Raw genomic sequence first — 15,843 nt, forward strand, 5'->3', positions numbered from 1 at the left:
TCCCGAATTGACTCTTTTTGGGGGCCCCCGATGACGAAGCGAAATAACGCGAAAGCCAGATCCGGCGCGAAGACCGGCCGGAGCCGCGAGGCGCGGCTGAACCAGGCGAATGCGCATGAGCGCAACATGCTCGGTTCCGCTTACAGCTATTACAGCGGCGTCGTCCGCACGAGCGGACAGCCATCTACGGCTTCGGGGGTTCGGCGTCTCTTTGCCGCCGCTCTTCTTTCCGGCGCATCCATGGTCGCGGTCGGCCTTGGCGGAACGGGACAGGCGCGGGCGGAAGGCACCTGTCTTCCGCAGGCAGGCGAGGGCGAGCAGATCCTCTGCATCGGCACCTTCGATGAAACCATCGAGATCGATGTCGAGGATGTGACCGTCGTTCTCGGTGAAGGCTCCATCGTCGATACGAGAGATAACGCTTCGGAAGGCTATGGCGACAATACCGGTATCGTCGTCTTCGGCCCGGGCGACCAGACGGTCAGGAATGACGGCACGGTGCTGACGGGCGAGGAATATTCCTACGAAGAATATGATGGCCGTCATCACGGCATCGTCGCTTACGCCGACGAAGGCTATGATGCGAGGGCCGTGAACAGCGCGACCGGCATCATCGGCACGACATCGGAAGACAGCTACGGCATCTTCGCCCGGGCCTCCGGGGAGTACTGGGACTACGGTGGAGCGACGGCGGTCAATGATGGCTCGGTCTCGACCACGGGCGAAGGCAGTACCGGTGTTTTCGCCGATGGCAAATATGCGGATGCCACCAATACAGGACTGGTCTTCACGGGAGGCTCCGAAGCCATCGGCATCTACGCCTATTCCAAGTACGAGTCCTATGCCTACAACTCGGGCGAGATCGAGACGGAAGGCAGCGAAAGCGACGGCATCCGGGCCTATGCGGAAGAAGGCGATGCCGACGCCGTGAATGCCGAAGGCGGTATCGTCACGACGAGCGGCGAGGGCGCGAACGGCGTCGATGTCTGGGCGGAGGACTATGCCAGCGTCACCAATGCGGGCACCATCGTTACTTATGGCGAGTATGCCAATGGCGTCGCCATCGGGGGTTACTCCGTCTATGTGAACAATTCCGGCAGCATCAAGACCTATGGTTATGAGGCCGATGCGGTCAGCGCCCATTCCGGCGGCATCTCCACTACGACCATCGTGAACACCGGCTTCATCGGCGCTTATGGCGAGGACTCCAACGCCATCGATGCCTCCGGCCCGACGGTCAAGATCACGAACGACGTGGTCGTGGAAGACGAGGAAGTCGTCGCCACCGGCGTGATCTATGCCGAGGAAGGCTACGCCATCCATGTGGATGAAACCAACGATGCGCGCGTCTACAACTACGCCACGATCGATGGTGCGGTCGAGCTCAGCACCGACGAATATGCCTATGTCCGCAACGACGGCCAGATTTCGTCCGAGCAAAGCGGCACGCCCGTCGTCGAGGCCTTCGCCGAGGAAGGCGATGCCGTCGTCATTATCGGCGAGGATGGCAGCGTGCGGACGCGCGAAGCAGGCTCGACCGCTGTCCATGCGGGCGGCGATACGGCCATCGTCAAGAATTACGGTTCGGTTACCACCGGCTATTCGGAAGAAGGCCATTACTACGGCGATAATTCGGCGGGCATTCGTGCGCGCGGCGAAGAAGAAGGTTCTCTTGCGCTGAGCACCGGCAGCGTCACCACCTTCGGCGATTATGCGGAGGCGCTTTCGGCGAGCACGGAATATGGCACCGCCCAGGCCGTCAATACCGGCGATATCGACACCTATGGAAACCTCTCCGTCGGTGTCATAGCGATGGACTACAACACTTACAGCTATCACGAATATTCGGAGTATTCCGGCGCAGCCGCCGGCAATGCCGGTGATGTGGAAACGCGGGGCTATGCGTCCGGTGGTGTCGGCGCCTTCTCGGTCGAAAATTCAGCCACGGCCTATAACATCTTCGGCGGCACGATCTCGACTTCCGGCGACGGCGCACATGGCCTTGCCGCAGGTACGGGTTTCGACAGCGTAGAGGACGCGGCATCCGTCACGGATGGCAACGGCCAGGGCGGTTCGGCAATGGCGTTCAACGGTTATCCGTTCGGCTTCTATGGACCCGTTCGCTCGGATATCGAATATGATGAAGGTCCGCGCGTCTCCATCACCGACTATGTCGACACGGAATATTTCGAGCCCGCCGACTACCGTTCGACCATCGTGACGACCGGCGACAACTCAATCGGCGTTGCCGCCATCTCCAGCGGCGGTTCGGCCTGGGCCGGCAATTTCTACGGCTCGATCACGACGGGTACGCTCGACGAATATAACGATCCCGACACGGGCGAGGGCTCGCATGGTCTCGTCGCCTATTCGGACTCGGATGAAGCCGTCGCGATGAACAAATATCATGGCGAGATCGTCACGCGCGGTCACAATGCCTATGGCATCTGGGCCACGTCCGACGATGACACGGCGTGGGCGAGCAACAAATATGACTCCAGTGTCGTCACGCATGGCGACGGCTCCACAGGTATCTTCGTTGTTGCCTCGGGCGAATATGGCGCCTATGGCGAGGGCTACGATGCGGACGCGCTCAATATCGCCTCCAGCATCACGACTTATGGCGATGAGGCGGCGGGCATCTCCGTCATCTCGTATGAAGGCGATGTACAGGCCGTCAATGCAAGCGGTAGCATCTACGAGGAGTACGACCTGGAGTTTCCCGATGCCGCGATCACGACCTATGGCGAAGACTCCGACGGCATGGAAGCGCATGCCGAATATGGAACCGTCTATGCCTATAACAGCGGTACCATCACGACGTCGGGCGAGGATTCCTTCGGTATCGATGTCTCCGGCCAGACGGTCGAAGTCGTCAATCATGGCAACATCTATACCTCGGGCGAATACTCGCACGGCATCGTCGCCTATTCGGAAAGCCCGGATACGACGACCGTTGTGAACGGAGGTATCATCGAGGCGACGGGCGAAGAGACGAATGGTATTCGTGCCTTCGGCCCCACAGTCAATGTTACCAATCTCGAAGATGGCGACATCTATGCAAATGACGATGCGGTCTACATCGCAGAGGCCGATGAGGTGACGGTGACGAACTACGGCACCATCGGCTCTTACGGGTCGGATGGTATCGACATTCAATATGCCGAGGCCGCGAGGGTCACAAACTATGGCGACATAAACTCGAACGAAGCCGGCGTCGAGGTTACGACGACGGAAGAAGTGTCGATCTATAATTACGGCTCGATTGAAGGCCGGATCGATGTTTCCGGTGCCTATGATGCCTACTTCCTCAACGACGAGGACGCAGAAATCATCGTCTCCGAGGAGAACAGCGACGAAGATGGCGGCTTCCGCATCGAAGCCTTCACGGAAGTCGATGTCGTCAACAAGGGCTCCATCACGGTCGCGGCCGACGAGACCTATGGTGTCTATCTGCGAAGCAATACGGTCTCGCTCGACAATTCGGGCACGATCGCGACATCGGGCGAGTACAGCCATGCCGTCGTCGCCCGGTCGGAAGCGCTTGCGACCACGACGATCACCAACTCCGGCACCATCGAGGCGACCGGCGAATACGCAGACGCCATCGTGGCCAGCGGTCCCACGGTCAACATCACCAATACACAAGACGGGGTCATCTCGTCGGCTTCCGGTGCGGCGATCTATGCCAGCGAGACGAAATATGTCGACATCGTCAATGATGGCGAGATCACCGGCGATGTGCTCATCGCTGCTCATGGCGAATATGAGTATTCGGCCACGGTCGAAATCGACCACACAGGCTCGGTCGACGGCAATATCGACACTTCGCTCGGCTATAGCGACGACACGATCCTGATCGACGGCGGCACGGTGACGGGCGCGGTCTATACCGGCGACGGTATCGACAACGTGACGGTCTCGGGTTCGGGCGTGCAGCTCGGTCTCGGCATTCACGCCACGGAAAGCGGCATCGCACCCCTCGCGATCCTCTACAACAGCGCTTATCTCACTTTCGCGCATGACGATACGATCACCCTCGATGACGGTATCGGCGGCTGGGGTGTCTCGCATTTCAACACGGTGGACATCGACAGCGGCAAGCTTGTGCTTGACGGCGTCGGCATTCACACGAGCTACAGCGAGGGCTCTGTCACGGTTGCCGAAGGCGCGACGCTCGGCGTCACGGATCAAGGCGCCGATATCGCGGCGGGCAATGTCTCGATTTCCGGCACGCTCGATCTCGCGCTTGGCGGTTTCCTCGACGCGACGGGGGCCGTGGCCTTCAACGAAGGCAGTACCTTCCGCACCGACATCTCCTCCGGGGGCGCGGCCGTTGTTTATGGCGACACGGTCAGCTTCTCCGAAGGCTCGACCATTGATGTCGATGTCATTGGCGGTCTCTCGGGGGTCGTCGGCGACGATGTTCTGATCGCCTCCGCCGACAGCGAAAACGGTGTCACCGATAACGGGGCCGCGGTCGAAGACAACACGATCCTCTTCGACTTCCTCAAGGTGATGAACGACGAGGTCATCGAGACCGGGTCGGCCGACGATCTCTTCCTGCGCATCCAGCTTGCGGAGACGGCGGAAGAAACGGAGATCGGTGTCAATGGCCGCGTGAACCTTGTCAGCGTCGCCAAGGCAATCGACGAGTATATCGCGACCCAGCCCATCGACAGCCCGCTCACGCTCTGGCTTGCCCAGTTCGAGACGGAAGAAGAGCAGCGCGAAGCCCTTCTGAAGGTTGTCCAGGACACGATGCCTTCCGAAAGCAATGCCGAAGGCACGAGCACCATGGCGTCGACGGATCTCATCTTCGACATGATCATGGACCGTATCTCCGGCGGCGGTTTCGCCATCGCCAACAATACGGGCGACACGGGTCTTGCCGCGGGCGACCAAATGCTTGGCGGCGACGGCAAGTGGGCGATCTGGGGCCGCGTCGGCGGGCTCAAGGCCGAGTACACGCCTTCCGGCGTCAACGGCTTCGATACCGACATGTGGGGTGCCACGGGCGGTGTCGACGGCGAAGTCGCGGCGAATATCCGTCTCGGCCTCTCCGCCTTCTACACCTCGGCGGATATCGACGAGAACGGCGCAGGCGCGAACTCGACCTCCACGGTCGATAGCTACGGTGCGGTCGCCTATATGAGCTACCGTCCCAACGCCTGGTATGTGAACGGCTCGCTTGGCTACGGCTTCAACAGCTACGAGAGCAGCCGTTCCTCGCTTGGCGGCGTCAACGTCGCGGACTATGACGGTTCGCAATTCGTCGCACGTGCCGAGGTGGGCCGCATGTTCACTTCCGGTGCCTTCGACATCACGCCGAATGCGGGCCTTCGCTACAATCTCGTCGATGTGGATGCCTATACGGAAACGGGTCCGCTGCCGACAAGCGTCAACGGACGTACCATCGAATCGCTCCGTGCGGTTGGTGGCGTCAACTTCCGCTACACAGCGGAGCTCGACGGCGGCTCAAAGCTGATCCCGGAACTCGGCGTGAAGGTTCTCTCCGAACTCGCCGATCCCGATGAGGCGATCACGGGCAGTGTGGTTGGCGGCGGCGCCTTCACCACGCAGCAGACGGCCCGTGACGATGTCTCCTATGGGGTGCTCGGCGGCCTCACCTTCGAAGGGGTGAACGGGGTCACGCTGCGCGTCACCTATGATGGCGAGTTCCAGAGCGACTACGAAGAGCAGAGCCTCTCGGCCGCGATCCGAATCGCCTTCTGACGATACGGTCCTCGCAAGACGAGAATGGCGCTCCGGGGATATCCGGGGCGCCATTTTTTTGCGTATTTCCGGGGCCTGTTCCCGGGGCCTGTTCCCGGGCTACTTGTCCCCGGCAGGGCGATGTTTATCCCCAAAGAAAAAGCCCGGCATGTGCCGGGCTGATCCTTTGTGACGTTATTGTTACGTTTTGATGACAGTCGGGCTGTTTCAGTGCGAGATATCCCCGAAGGCGAGGGTCGAACCGTCGCTCAAATTCACGCAAGGGGCGGGCGCCTTGGGTCTGGCCTGGCACAGATAGAGCGTGTCGTTTCGCTCGACCCAGATGCCGCCTTGCGGGTTCGGCATCATGCCGCTACCGCCGCCCGTTAATGCAGCGACGACAATGGCGATGGCGATCAGCGTTCCCGATGCCATGACGGCATAGGGCAGATGGTTGTCGGTGCGCGCTTCGCGAACTCCGGCAGTATTGCTCATTCCGTGTACCTCTCTTTCAGGTGCGTATGTGTTTGAACCAGACAATGCGGTGCTGATAGCCTTGCGGCGTATATCCGATGAGCGTCAGCCCCGACTTGCCGATGGGTGTCGGGCCGAGCTTCGGCGACTGATAGACGGCCGCCATGCCGCAGAGTTTCGCGTCAGGATTTTCGAGCGACCATTGCTCCAGCGTGTCGCGGCAATGGATCGCAAGCCCGATGGCGATTTCCTGCTGCTCGTACTCGGGCAGCGTGAAGACGCGCAGATAGCCAAAAAGCCTGTTGCGCAAGGGTTTGCAGGGCCTGATCTCGACAGTTGAGATGGCGGCAAGGGTGTCGCCCTCATAGGCGAGGCTGCCTATTTCGCGCGCGCGCTCCTCGGGGTTTACGCCGTCGGGCAAAGCGCCATGCGCTGTCCAGGCTGCTATCGCATCCTGTTCCAGCTTTGCATCGCGCTTTTGCCACCCGGATACAAATTCGATCTTGCCCATGCTGTTCCCTTGTTGCGGCGACTCGTATCGGCCGTTGCAGCGGGTTGCATTATCCGGGCAGCAGGATGGTTCTCGCGAGCGGGGATCGAACCTATTTGGAGGGATCGGCGATGGCGGAAAATCCGCCACCGCCGCTTTCGTGTGTGGCTTACCAGCGATGCGTGAGCGTGAGCGTCACCTGCCGCTCCTGACCGAACCAGCAGGTGGGATTGAGCTGTGTGAAACATCCCGTCACATGGCGTTTGTCGGCGAGGTTGGTGCCGTTCAGGCGCACGGAGTTGCCTGCGAGTTCCGGGCTGATCGCAGCCAGATCATATTCGATCATGGCGTCGAACAACGTGTACGGATCGGTTGTGCCTGCCGTGTTTGCAGCGTCGACATAGGTTTCGCCGACATAGCGAGCACCACCCCCGACAGTGAGGCCGTCGATCATATTGCTCGGTAACGCATACTCCGCCCAGAACGAGGCGGTTTCATCGGCAACCATCACGGGCGTATTGCCGATATTTGCGGCGTTCGTATCCTTCGTCGTTTCAATGTCGAGCTTCGTGTAGAAAGCGGAAAGAGTCAGGCCCGCGAGAGGTCGCACATGTCCTTCGATCTCGAATCCGCGCGAGCGGATTTCGCCTTGTTGGATCTGGTCGCCTGGTACACCGGCCGGATCTTGAACAGTTACGTTCTGTTTAGTGAGGTCGAAGAGGGCTGCCGTTATCATCACGGTGTCATTCGGCGACTGAAACTTGATTCCTCCTTCGATCTGCTGGCCGGTTGTCGGCACAAAGACGTTACCCAGTCTGTCTGCGCCTGACTGCGGCTCAAAGGATTCTGCATAAGAGATGTAGGGCGCGATGCCGCTGTCGAAACGATAGAGAATTCCGGCACGGCCGCTGAACTGGTCTTGGCTGAGCGACGAGGCAGTAGCGCCCAGGCGTTCATAGTCGTTGCTTTCGTACCAGTCCTGACGTCCGCCAAGCAGCACGACAAGGCCGCCAAGCTTGAACTGCTCCTGAAGATAGATGCCTGTCTGATCTCTCTCGTAGTCGTAGATTTCCGTCACCGGCACCGCGGGCAGAACCTGATCATTGTCCGGGTTGTAGATATCGATCGGCGGTACAACGAACGGGTTGAGCAGCGTTGGCGTCAAGCGGCCGATTTCGACGTCGGAATCGAGATGCCAGTAGTCGAGGCCGGCGAGGAAAGTGTGTTCCACAAGGCCGGTCTCGAACTTCGCCTTGAGCTGGTTGTCGACCGCGTAGGAGATGCTCTTTTCGTCGGAGTAGATTGCGCCGCGGAAAAGTGTGCGGTTGTCGAATGGATTGAGGGCCGCACCGTAGATGCTTTTGTAGTCGACGTCCGTCCTGAAGAAGCGGGTGCTCTGCTTGAATGTGAAAGTCTCGTCGAACTCATGCTCGATGATGTACCCAAGCGCTAGTTGCTTGCGGTTGAATTCCTCGAACTTGACGTCGCCGTCGTAGAAATCGGTTGGCACCTGACCGTTCGAGTTCGGGAAGGCTGAACCGGCACCCGGCGCAGCGCCGAAGGCACCTGATTTCGGGTCGTGCTGGTAATGCGCGAGGAAGGTGATGTTCGTGTTGTCCGTCGGCGCCCATGTGAGCGAAGGGGCGATCAGGCGGCGCTCCAGCTCCGTCGTTCTTGCCTGTCCGTCTGCCGTGCGGCCAAGCCCGATGAACCGATATGAGAACTTGCCTTCCGGATCGATAGGCCCGGTCGCATCGATCATGCCTTCATAGAGATTGTTGGTGCCGACACCGACGGAAACTTCGCCTGACGGCGTATTCTGCGGGCGCTTTGAAACAAGATTGATAAGCCCGCCGGGAGGCGAGTTGCCATAAAGGACCGAAGCGGGCCCCTTCAGGATTTCAAGCCGTTCAACCATTTCCGGCGCGATCTGGGGCACGGCGTACCAGCCATTATAGTGAAGCTGCATGCCGTCCAGATAGTTTCGCGTGACGTCGAAGCCACGAATATTGAGCATGTCATAGCGTGTCACGACGCCGCCGCGGTTTTCGGTCGTGATGCCCGTCGAATAGCGTACGGCCTCAGCGACGGAACGCGCGCCGCGCGTCTCCATCTCCTCGCTTGAAATCACGGAGATCGATTGCGGCGTCTCGATGATCGGTGTGTCGGTCTTGGTGGCTGTCGCGCTTTGCGTCGCGAAGGGCCCTTCTACGGGACCGTCGGCCCTTTCCGTTGTGCCTTCGACGATGAGCGGGGAGAGCTCAATTGCCCCTTCCTCGCCGGTCTGCGTTTCGTCCTGTGCATGGACGGGAAGCGCTGCCAGCGCCACAGCCCCCATAAGAGCCGCTGTGAACGGCATGCAGCGGAAAGTGGAATTCATGTCGCTAACCCCCTTGTAGAAAATGCGATCAATTCTCAACAAAGGAGCTATAAAGATAATGATTCTTAATATCAATATTTGAAATTCATGCGGAAAACAAAACGGCCGGACCCTGCGGTCCGGCCGGATAGAGTGAATTAAGTTTGGCCGAGACTCAGGCCTTGTTGGCTGGTTTCAGTCCCTCAATCAGATCGAGCGGCATCGGAAAGACGATGGTGTTGGTCTTGTCGCCGGCGATGTCGTGAAGCGCGGCGAAATAGCGAAGCTGCATCGCCCGGGCATCGCCACCGAGGATGCGTCCTGCTTCAACCAGTTTCTCGGCTGCCTGTTGCTCACCTTCTGCATTGATGATCTTGGCGCGCCGGTAGCGTTCGGCTTCCGCCTGTCTTGCGATGGCACGCACCATGCTCTCATCGATATCGACATGCTTGATCTCGACATTTGCAACCTTGATGCCCCATGCGTCGGTCTGGTCGTCGAGTATGGCCTGGATGTCGGCATTGAGCTTGTCGCGCTCGGATAGCATCTCGTCGAGTTCGTGCTTGCCGAGTACGGAACGCAGCGTCGTCTGCGCGAGCTGGCTCGTCGCTGCCATGTAATCCTCAACTTGCAGAATCGATTTCTCCGGGTCGACGATACGGAAATAGAGCACCGCATTTACCTTCACCGACACATTATCGCGCGAGATCACGTCCTGTGTCGGCACATCCTCGACGAAAGTACGCAGATCGACGCGCACCATTTGCTGGATCACAGGGATGATGAGGATGAAGCCTGGTCCCGTCACGCGGGTGAAGCGGCCCAGAGTGAAGACCACGCCACGCTCATACTCCCGCAGGATATTGATTGCGGAAATGAAAAAGGCGACGAGCAGAACGCCGAGGAAAATATAGACCGCGAATCCCATCTGGGTCTCCCATCCTTGTTATGCGGTTACCTGAAACCGTCTTTAGCTCACGACGAGGGTCAGCCCGTCCATTTTTTCGACGCGCACCGTGCTGCTCGGTACAAGCCCGGCGGGCCCGCGCGCATGCCAGCGTTCGCCATGCACATGCACATAGCCTTCACCGTCCGACCATTCGAGAACGCGTGCTTCTGCGCCCTGCATTTCCTCTGCACCCGTCGTCACGGGACGACGCAGCGCACGCCAGCTATATCCGATGAGAAAAACAAGGAGTGCCACGCTCAGCAGGGCCGTGATCCCGATGGTCCACCAGGAAAGCTGAAATTCCGGCGTGTCGCTGTCGACAAGGATCGCCGCACCAAAGATGAAGGCAATCAGGCCTCCGAATCCTGCAATACCGAAAGTCGGTGTGAACGCTTCCACCATCATCAGGGCGAGACCGAAAATAATGAGAGCTGCACCGGCATAGTCGAGTGGAAGTTGATTAAGCGCATAAAGTCCCAACAGCAGGCATATCGCACCGAGAATGCCGGGTCCGAAACTGCCTGGGTTGGAAAGTTCGAAGATGATGCCATAGACGCCGATCATCATCAGCAGGAAGGCGACGTTCGGGTTGCTGATCAGTGCGAGAAGTTCGGTCATGAAGCCGGGTTCGAGATGTTCGACCCGCGCATTCGCTGTCGCGAGCGTCACGATCTTGCCGTTTGTCAGAACCTCGCGGCCATCGATCTGCGCGAGCAAATCGTCGAGATCCTGCGCGACGACCTCAACCGCGCCGATCTCCAGTGCCTTGCTGGCACCGATGCTCTCGCCCTCGCGAACGGCCTCTTCGGCCCATCCGGCGTTGCGGCCATGTGCCTCGGCGAGGCTTACGATCAGCGCCACGGCATCGTTCGTCGATTTCTTCGCGAGGGCCTCCTCGTTGGAGGGAGAGGCGCTGTCGCCTGTCTTGTTGCCGCCTTCATTCTCGCTCCCCGGTCCTTTCGGGGTGCCGGGCATGCCGCCGCCCATCGAGACCGGCGTTGCCGCGCCCATGTTCGTGCCGGGTGCCATCGCCGCAATGCCGGTCGCATAGATGATGTAGGTGCCTGCGCTCGCGGCGTGTCCACCGCCCGGCCAGACATAACCGGCTACAGGCACGGGGGAGGCCAGAATGTCGCTCACAATGTCACGCGTCGATGTGACGAGGCCGCCCGGCGTGTCGATGCGCAAGACGAGTACATCCGCATGCCGTCCGGCAGCTTCTTCGATGGCGTTGGCAACCTGGCGTGCGGTGGCGGGACCGATGGCGCCGTCTATAGTTGCGACAAGCGCGAGCGGGGTTGCGGTCTTCTCCGTAGTCCCGTTTTCCTGGGAGAGGCCGAGTCCCGGCGCGGCAGCACCCAGAAATGCGAGGGCTGCACAGAGAATGGTACGCATGGCGCGGTTCATTCGGCTTCTCCCGTTGTCCGGTGCCTTTCTTCGCGGCAGCCGCGTCAGTTTGGCAAAACTGGCGGCGAATAGCCATGCTTTCCCGATGGTGCCGGCCTTCTGGATATACGGGAGGCTATTGCCCTTGCCGTTCATCGCTCCACTTTACTTCCGTGCAAGCAGTCCAGCATGAGACGCAGAAATGGAGGAAATTCCCATGTCGGAACATGTCTACAGGATCATCGAAGTTGTCGGTTCGTCGCCCGAGAGCATCGAAGGGGCGATTAACAGCGCTGTGGAGAAGGCGAGCAAGACACTCCGGGAGTTGCGCTGGTTCGAAGTGCTCGAGACACGCGGGCATGTCGAAAACGGGAAAGTCGCTCATTATCAGGTGAAGCTGAAGCTCGCTTTCACGCTCGAATAGGGCGCGATAACCCGCGTTTCTTTCTGCCGCATATGGAAACTTCCTGAAGTTTTAGCGTTGTTTCCTCTGAATGCCCTTTTGCCGAGCGCTACCGGCCAAGGGTTGCGTGTTCCGCATGCGTCGCATCCGGACGGACAGGTCTATTGAAGGATTTTACTATGCCTCTCCTCCATCTCGTTCTCGTTCTTGTCGTGATCGGCGTACTGCTCTGGCTGGTCAATACCTACATTCCCATGGATTCGAAGATAAAGAGCATCCTCAACGCCGTGGTGGTGATCGCGGTGGTGATATGGCTGCTGCAGGTCTTCGGTTTGCTGGGCGCCATCGGAAATATCCATGTCGGTTGAGGAGAAGATCGCGACCTAGGCGCCAATCAGCTTCAGCGCCTGGCGGTATTTCCACATCTTTGCCTCGCGCTCGCTGCCGGATGCGGTCTCTGGCACTGTAGTCAGATTGTCCTTGAGGTCTGCGATCTTGACGGAGCGAGCGAGAGGGTTGGCGGCGGTGCGCAGGGCAATCGCTTTTCCAAGGGTAATAATCATTCCCTCTCCTGCTTGCCCCTGCGTTCACTCAGCCGCTGGACTTCTTTCGTCTTCAATCTCGCGTGGCACCATGAGTTTCGCTAGTCTCTCCGCCAATGAAAAGCAGGATCTGGAGGGAAGCGACATGGAACCGGTGAAGAAACTCAGCCGTTCGATCGAGGGAAAGGTGGCGCTTGTTACGGGTGCGGCAAGCGGGATGGGGCGAGCGACGGTGCATCTCTTTGCCGATGAAGGGGCAAAAGTCGCGGTCATCGACCTCAGTCAGGAGCGGGTCGATGCGGTCGTGAACGAGATCACGGAAGCGGGCGGCACAGCCGAAGGCTGGGCCCTCGACGTTGCCGATGGTGAGGGCATCGTCCGGGTGGTGAAGGAAATAGAGCAACGTTTCGGCGGTCTGGACATCCTAGTCAACAATGCGGGCCTTGCGACTTTCCACGGGATCGGTGAGCCCGGTTATGAGGATACATGGGCTCGTGCGCTCGACGTGATGCTCACTGCCCATATGCGTTTCGTGCGGGCTGCGCTGCCCTCACTCAAGAAGTCGGGTGAGGGCCGTATCGTGAATATTGCTTCCACGGAAGGCTTTGGTGCGACGCCTGGCAATTCGCCCTATGTGGCTGCAAAGCATGGTGTCATCGGTCTTACCCGCGCGCTTGCCGTCGAGCTTGGCCGTGAGGGCGTCACGGTCAACTGCATCTGTCCGGGCCCCATTCGCACCGGCATTACGCAGGAGATACCCGACGAGCATAAGGAAATCTTTGCGAAGCGCCGTGTGCCATTGCGCCGCTATGGTGATCCGGAAGAGGTCGCGCATGTAACGCTGAGCATCGTCCTTCCGGCGTCGTCCTATTTGACTGGCGTCGCGATCCCGGTCGATGGAGGCATGCTGGTCAAGAACGCTTGAGCCAGCACGCAGCGCCATCGCCCGCCGCGCGGCCGGTGGCCAGGCAGGCAGAGAGAAGATAGCCGCCGGTCGGGGCCTCCCAGTCGAGCATTTCTCCGGCGGCAAAGACGCCTTCGCATTTGCGGAGCATGAAGCTCGCGTCGAGTTCATCGGGAGAAATGCCGCCGGCGGTGCTGATGGCCTCTGCAAGCGGGCGCGTACGCTCGAGGGTGAGGGGGAGATATTTGATCGCGCGGGCCAGCTGCGCTGGATCGTTGAAAGCCGTCTTGTCGCTCACCTCATGCAGCAATGCAGCCTTGACGCCGTCGATGCCCGCTTTCTTCCTTAAATGGTTTGCCAGCGAGTTTTTGCCGCGCGGGGCTGACAATGTGGTTGCAAGGCGGTCCAGGTCGATGTCGGGCGTAAGGTCCAGCATGAGAGATGCTTTTCCGTCACGCTCGATCGCGTCGCGAAGTGGCGCGGAAAGCGCATAGACCGCGCTCCCCTCGACCCCTGTTCTTGTGACCACGAAGTCGCCTTTCACGCTCTGGCCAGCGCAAGAGAGCGTAACCGATTTGACGGGCGCGCCCGCAAAATGCTCCTTTAGATGAGAACTCCATGGAACATCGAAGCCGCAATTTGCCGGCTGGAAGGGCGTGACATTCACGCCGACTGCCGCCAGCAAATCTACCCAGCCGCCATTGGACCCGAGCCGGGGCCAGCTCGCGCCGCCGAGAGCGAGAATGGTAACATCCGCGACGATTGTTGTGTCGCCCCCGGGCCTCATGAAGCGGAGTGCACCTTTATCCGTCCAGCCCTGCCATTTGTGACGAGTGTGGAAGGTGACCCCCTTCTCTCCCAGCTGCCTGAGCCATGCGCGCAGCAGCGGCGAGGTTTTCATCATCACCGGAAAGATGCGTCCCGAACTTCCCTTAAAGGTTTCGATGCCGAGAGCGGCGGCCCACTCCCTGATATCGCCAGGGGTGAAGCTGCGGAGGGCGGGTTCCAGCATTTCGCGGGCCGCTCCAAAGCGTGTCAAAAAGGTCTCAAAATCTTCGCCATGAGTGATGTTCAGCCCGCTTTTGCCTGCGAGTAGAAATTTCCGGCCGAACGACGGCATGGCGTCGAAGACGTGTACCTCCGCCGTGGCGGCGAGGCGCCCGGCGGCCATCAGACCTGCAGGTCCGCCGCCAACGACCGCTGCCAGGGGCCGGGATTTTTCTGAGGTGTCGTTCACGCGTGCAAGCTATCATTCCGCTCACGCGAAAGCAGTCAAGAATGCGAAGTCCATGAGCGAAATTTATGTCGATGCCGACGCCTGTCCGGTCAAGGAAGAGGTGGTGCGCGTCGCGGAGCGTCACGATGTTGGTGTTTTCATTGTCAGCAACAGCGGAATGCGGCCCACCGGGCATCCGCTTGTCCGGCAGGTCGTGGTGCCTGAAGGCCCCGACGTGGCGGATGACTGGATCGCGGAAAGAGCGGGCCCCGGCGATATTGTCGTAACAGGCGATATACCGCTTGCGGCACGCGCGCTTGAAAGAGGGGCAGCGGCTTTGGGCCATGACGGGCGGCCCTTCACGACAGAGAGTATCGGCATGGCGCTTGCCATGCGGGATTTGATGAAGGAGCTGCGAGAGACGGGTCAATCCAAGGGCGGCGGTCCGGCCTTCTCCAAAGAGGATCGTTCGCGTTTCCTCCGTGCGCTCGAAGATGCGATCCAGAAAGCGAAACGGCACGCCAGACCCTAGCCTGACGTGCCGCATCGGATTTCTTTTCAACGCCTGATCGCCGATGACGGATCAGCTCTCAAGGGCGTTCTTGAGCTTTTCCGCATTGTCGTTTTCGACCTTCCCGGCGAGAACCGCCGACATGTCCGTGCCGGCGCCGTAGACAACCTCGTTGCTGTCGTCATCCCAGTTGATATCCGTCACGCCGAGCGATGCACCGCCGAAGAGACCTTCCGTATCGGACCAGGTCACGACATCGGCCTTGCCCCAGGATGCTTCTGCGTCGGCGGACCAGTTCACGAGGGTGAAGCCGGCGTCCGCATCGAGCGTCACCTTGTTTCCGCTCTTGAAAGCATTGACCGCGTCATCCGTCATGAGAAGGAAGGCCATCGAGCCCGCTTCGCCGCCAGCCTGTGCACCAAGACTTACACCGCCGAAATTATAGAAGGCGGGGTCGGTCCACTCGGCGCTCTGCTTCACGAGTACGACACCCGCACCGCCTTCGCCGCCGACGATCGCTGCGCCCTTGCCATAGTCGGGCACGATGTAAATGCCTTTAGCCCTTTGCAGAACTTCCTGGAAGCCTTCATCGGCCTTCATCTGGCCAACAACCGACACAGACTCATCGATAAGCCCTTGTGCTTCCATTGCTGCATCCGCATCGTCCGCGGAGGTAATTGAACCGGTCGCTTCAACATCGGCCCGAGCGTTGACGTTCTGGCCGGCCGTTTCATTGCCGGTGGCCATCGCCTGGGTGGTGCCGAGTGAAAGACCCAGCGCAAGCGCCGTGCTCAGCGCAGTGGTCGCGGCCAGCTTTCGGTTGAATCGGCTTTTCATGCCGGTCCTCCTGTCTGTTGTTTCCGATTGCAGGAATAACAACAAAATTATGGAGGC

The 15,843-nt window shown here is 59.7% G+C and carries 13 protein-coding genes; 5 read left to right on the forward strand and 8 right to left on the reverse strand.

The window, feature by feature from the left end; all coding sequences use genetic code 11:
* The first annotated feature begins 30 nt into the window (after positions 1 to 30).
* The gene (locus ABJO61_RS09905; RefSeq protein ID WP_348330896.1) at positions 31 to 5,736 is read left to right on the forward strand and encodes an autotransporter domain-containing protein; all 5,706 of its coding nucleotides are present in this window, start codon (positions 31 to 33) and stop codon (positions 5,734 to 5,736) included.
* Between the two features lie 207 nt (positions 5,737 to 5,943).
* On the opposite strand, the gene ABJO61_RS09910 is transcribed toward ABJO61_RS09905, so the two are convergent.
* The 5 genes from ABJO61_RS09910 to ABJO61_RS09930 all read right to left on the reverse strand — a co-directional run bounded on the left by ABJO61_RS09910 (position 5,944) and on the right by ABJO61_RS09930 (position 11,394).
* Entirely contained in the window at positions 5,944 to 6,210 is a 267-nt protein-coding gene (locus ABJO61_RS09910) for a hypothetical protein (RefSeq protein ID WP_348327175.1), read from the reverse strand.
* Between the two features lie 16 nt (positions 6,211 to 6,226).
* Positions 6,227 to 6,700 carry a hypothetical protein gene (locus ABJO61_RS09915; protein WP_348327172.1) on the reverse strand — a complete coding sequence of 158 codons (474 nt, stop codon included), beginning with the start codon at positions 6,698 to 6,700 and terminating at the stop codon, positions 6,227 to 6,229.
* A 148-nt stretch (positions 6,701 to 6,848) separates the two neighbouring features.
* On the reverse strand, positions 6,849 to 9,059 hold the full coding sequence (locus ABJO61_RS09920) for a TonB-dependent siderophore receptor (protein WP_348327169.1): 2,211 nt from the start codon (positions 9,057 to 9,059) through the stop codon (positions 6,849 to 6,851).
* A gap of 154 nt (positions 9,060 to 9,213) precedes the next feature.
* Complete coding sequence (locus ABJO61_RS09925) at positions 9,214 to 9,966, reverse strand: slipin family protein (protein WP_348327166.1); 753 nt, start codon at positions 9,964 to 9,966, stop codon at positions 9,214 to 9,216.
* Between the two features lie 42 nt (positions 9,967 to 10,008).
* Positions 10,009 to 11,394: a nodulation protein NfeD gene (locus ABJO61_RS09930; RefSeq protein ID WP_348327163.1), complete on the reverse strand. Its 1,386-nt coding sequence runs from the start codon at positions 11,392 to 11,394 to the stop codon at positions 10,009 to 10,011.
* 196 nt (positions 11,395 to 11,590) lie between these two features.
* Between ABJO61_RS09930 and ABJO61_RS09935 the strand changes: the two genes are divergently transcribed.
* Positions 11,591 to 11,797 (forward strand): dodecin, encoded by a 207-nt coding sequence (locus tag ABJO61_RS09935; RefSeq protein WP_348327160.1) that lies wholly within the window; start codon positions 11,591 to 11,593, stop codon positions 11,795 to 11,797.
* 158 nt (positions 11,798 to 11,955) lie between these two features.
* A complete protein-coding gene (locus ABJO61_RS09940; protein WP_348327157.1) occupies positions 11,956 to 12,144 on the forward strand; it encodes a Thivi_2564 family membrane protein in 189 nt (62 codons plus the stop codon).
* Between the two features lie 15 nt (positions 12,145 to 12,159).
* Here the strand turns inward: ABJO61_RS09940 and ABJO61_RS09945 are convergent, their stop codons facing one another.
* Entirely contained in the window at positions 12,160 to 12,339 is a 180-nt protein-coding gene (locus tag ABJO61_RS09945) for a hypothetical protein (protein ID WP_348327154.1), read from the reverse strand.
* A gap of 124 nt (positions 12,340 to 12,463) precedes the next feature.
* Here ABJO61_RS09945 and ABJO61_RS09950 point away from each other — a divergent pair, with 124 nt between their 5' ends.
* Positions 12,464 to 13,243, forward strand: a complete 780-nt coding sequence (locus tag ABJO61_RS09950) for an SDR family NAD(P)-dependent oxidoreductase (RefSeq protein ID WP_348327184.1) — start codon at positions 12,464 to 12,466, stop codon at positions 13,241 to 13,243.
* Here the strand turns inward: ABJO61_RS09950 and ABJO61_RS09955 are convergent.
* Positions 13,230 to 14,459, reverse strand: coding sequence for a TIGR03862 family flavoprotein (locus ABJO61_RS09955; RefSeq protein ID WP_348327151.1), 1,230 nt, complete (start codon positions 14,457 to 14,459; stop codon positions 13,230 to 13,232). The two genes, ABJO61_RS09950 and ABJO61_RS09955, sit on opposite strands and share 14 nt — an antisense overlap.
* Positions 14,460 to 14,511: 52 nt before the next feature.
* On the opposite strand from ABJO61_RS09955, the gene ABJO61_RS09960 reads away from it, so the two are divergent.
* The gene (locus tag ABJO61_RS09960; protein ID WP_348327148.1) at positions 14,512 to 14,970 is read left to right on the forward strand and encodes a YaiI/YqxD family protein; all 459 of its coding nucleotides are present in this window, start codon (positions 14,512 to 14,514) and stop codon (positions 14,968 to 14,970) included.
* 51 nt (positions 14,971 to 15,021) lie between these two features.
* Here ABJO61_RS09960 and ABJO61_RS09965 read toward each other — a convergent pair whose 3' ends face one another.
* Positions 15,022 to 15,786, reverse strand: a complete 765-nt coding sequence (locus ABJO61_RS09965; protein ID WP_348327145.1) for a lipid-binding SYLF domain-containing protein — start codon at positions 15,784 to 15,786, stop codon at positions 15,022 to 15,024.
* Between the last annotated feature and the right edge of the window lie 57 nt (positions 15,787 to 15,843).

This window comes from Parvibaculum sp. (genome assembly GCF_039973015.1).
In the GTDB taxonomy this organism is placed as follows: domain Bacteria; phylum Pseudomonadota; class Alphaproteobacteria; order Parvibaculales; family Parvibaculaceae; genus Parvibaculum.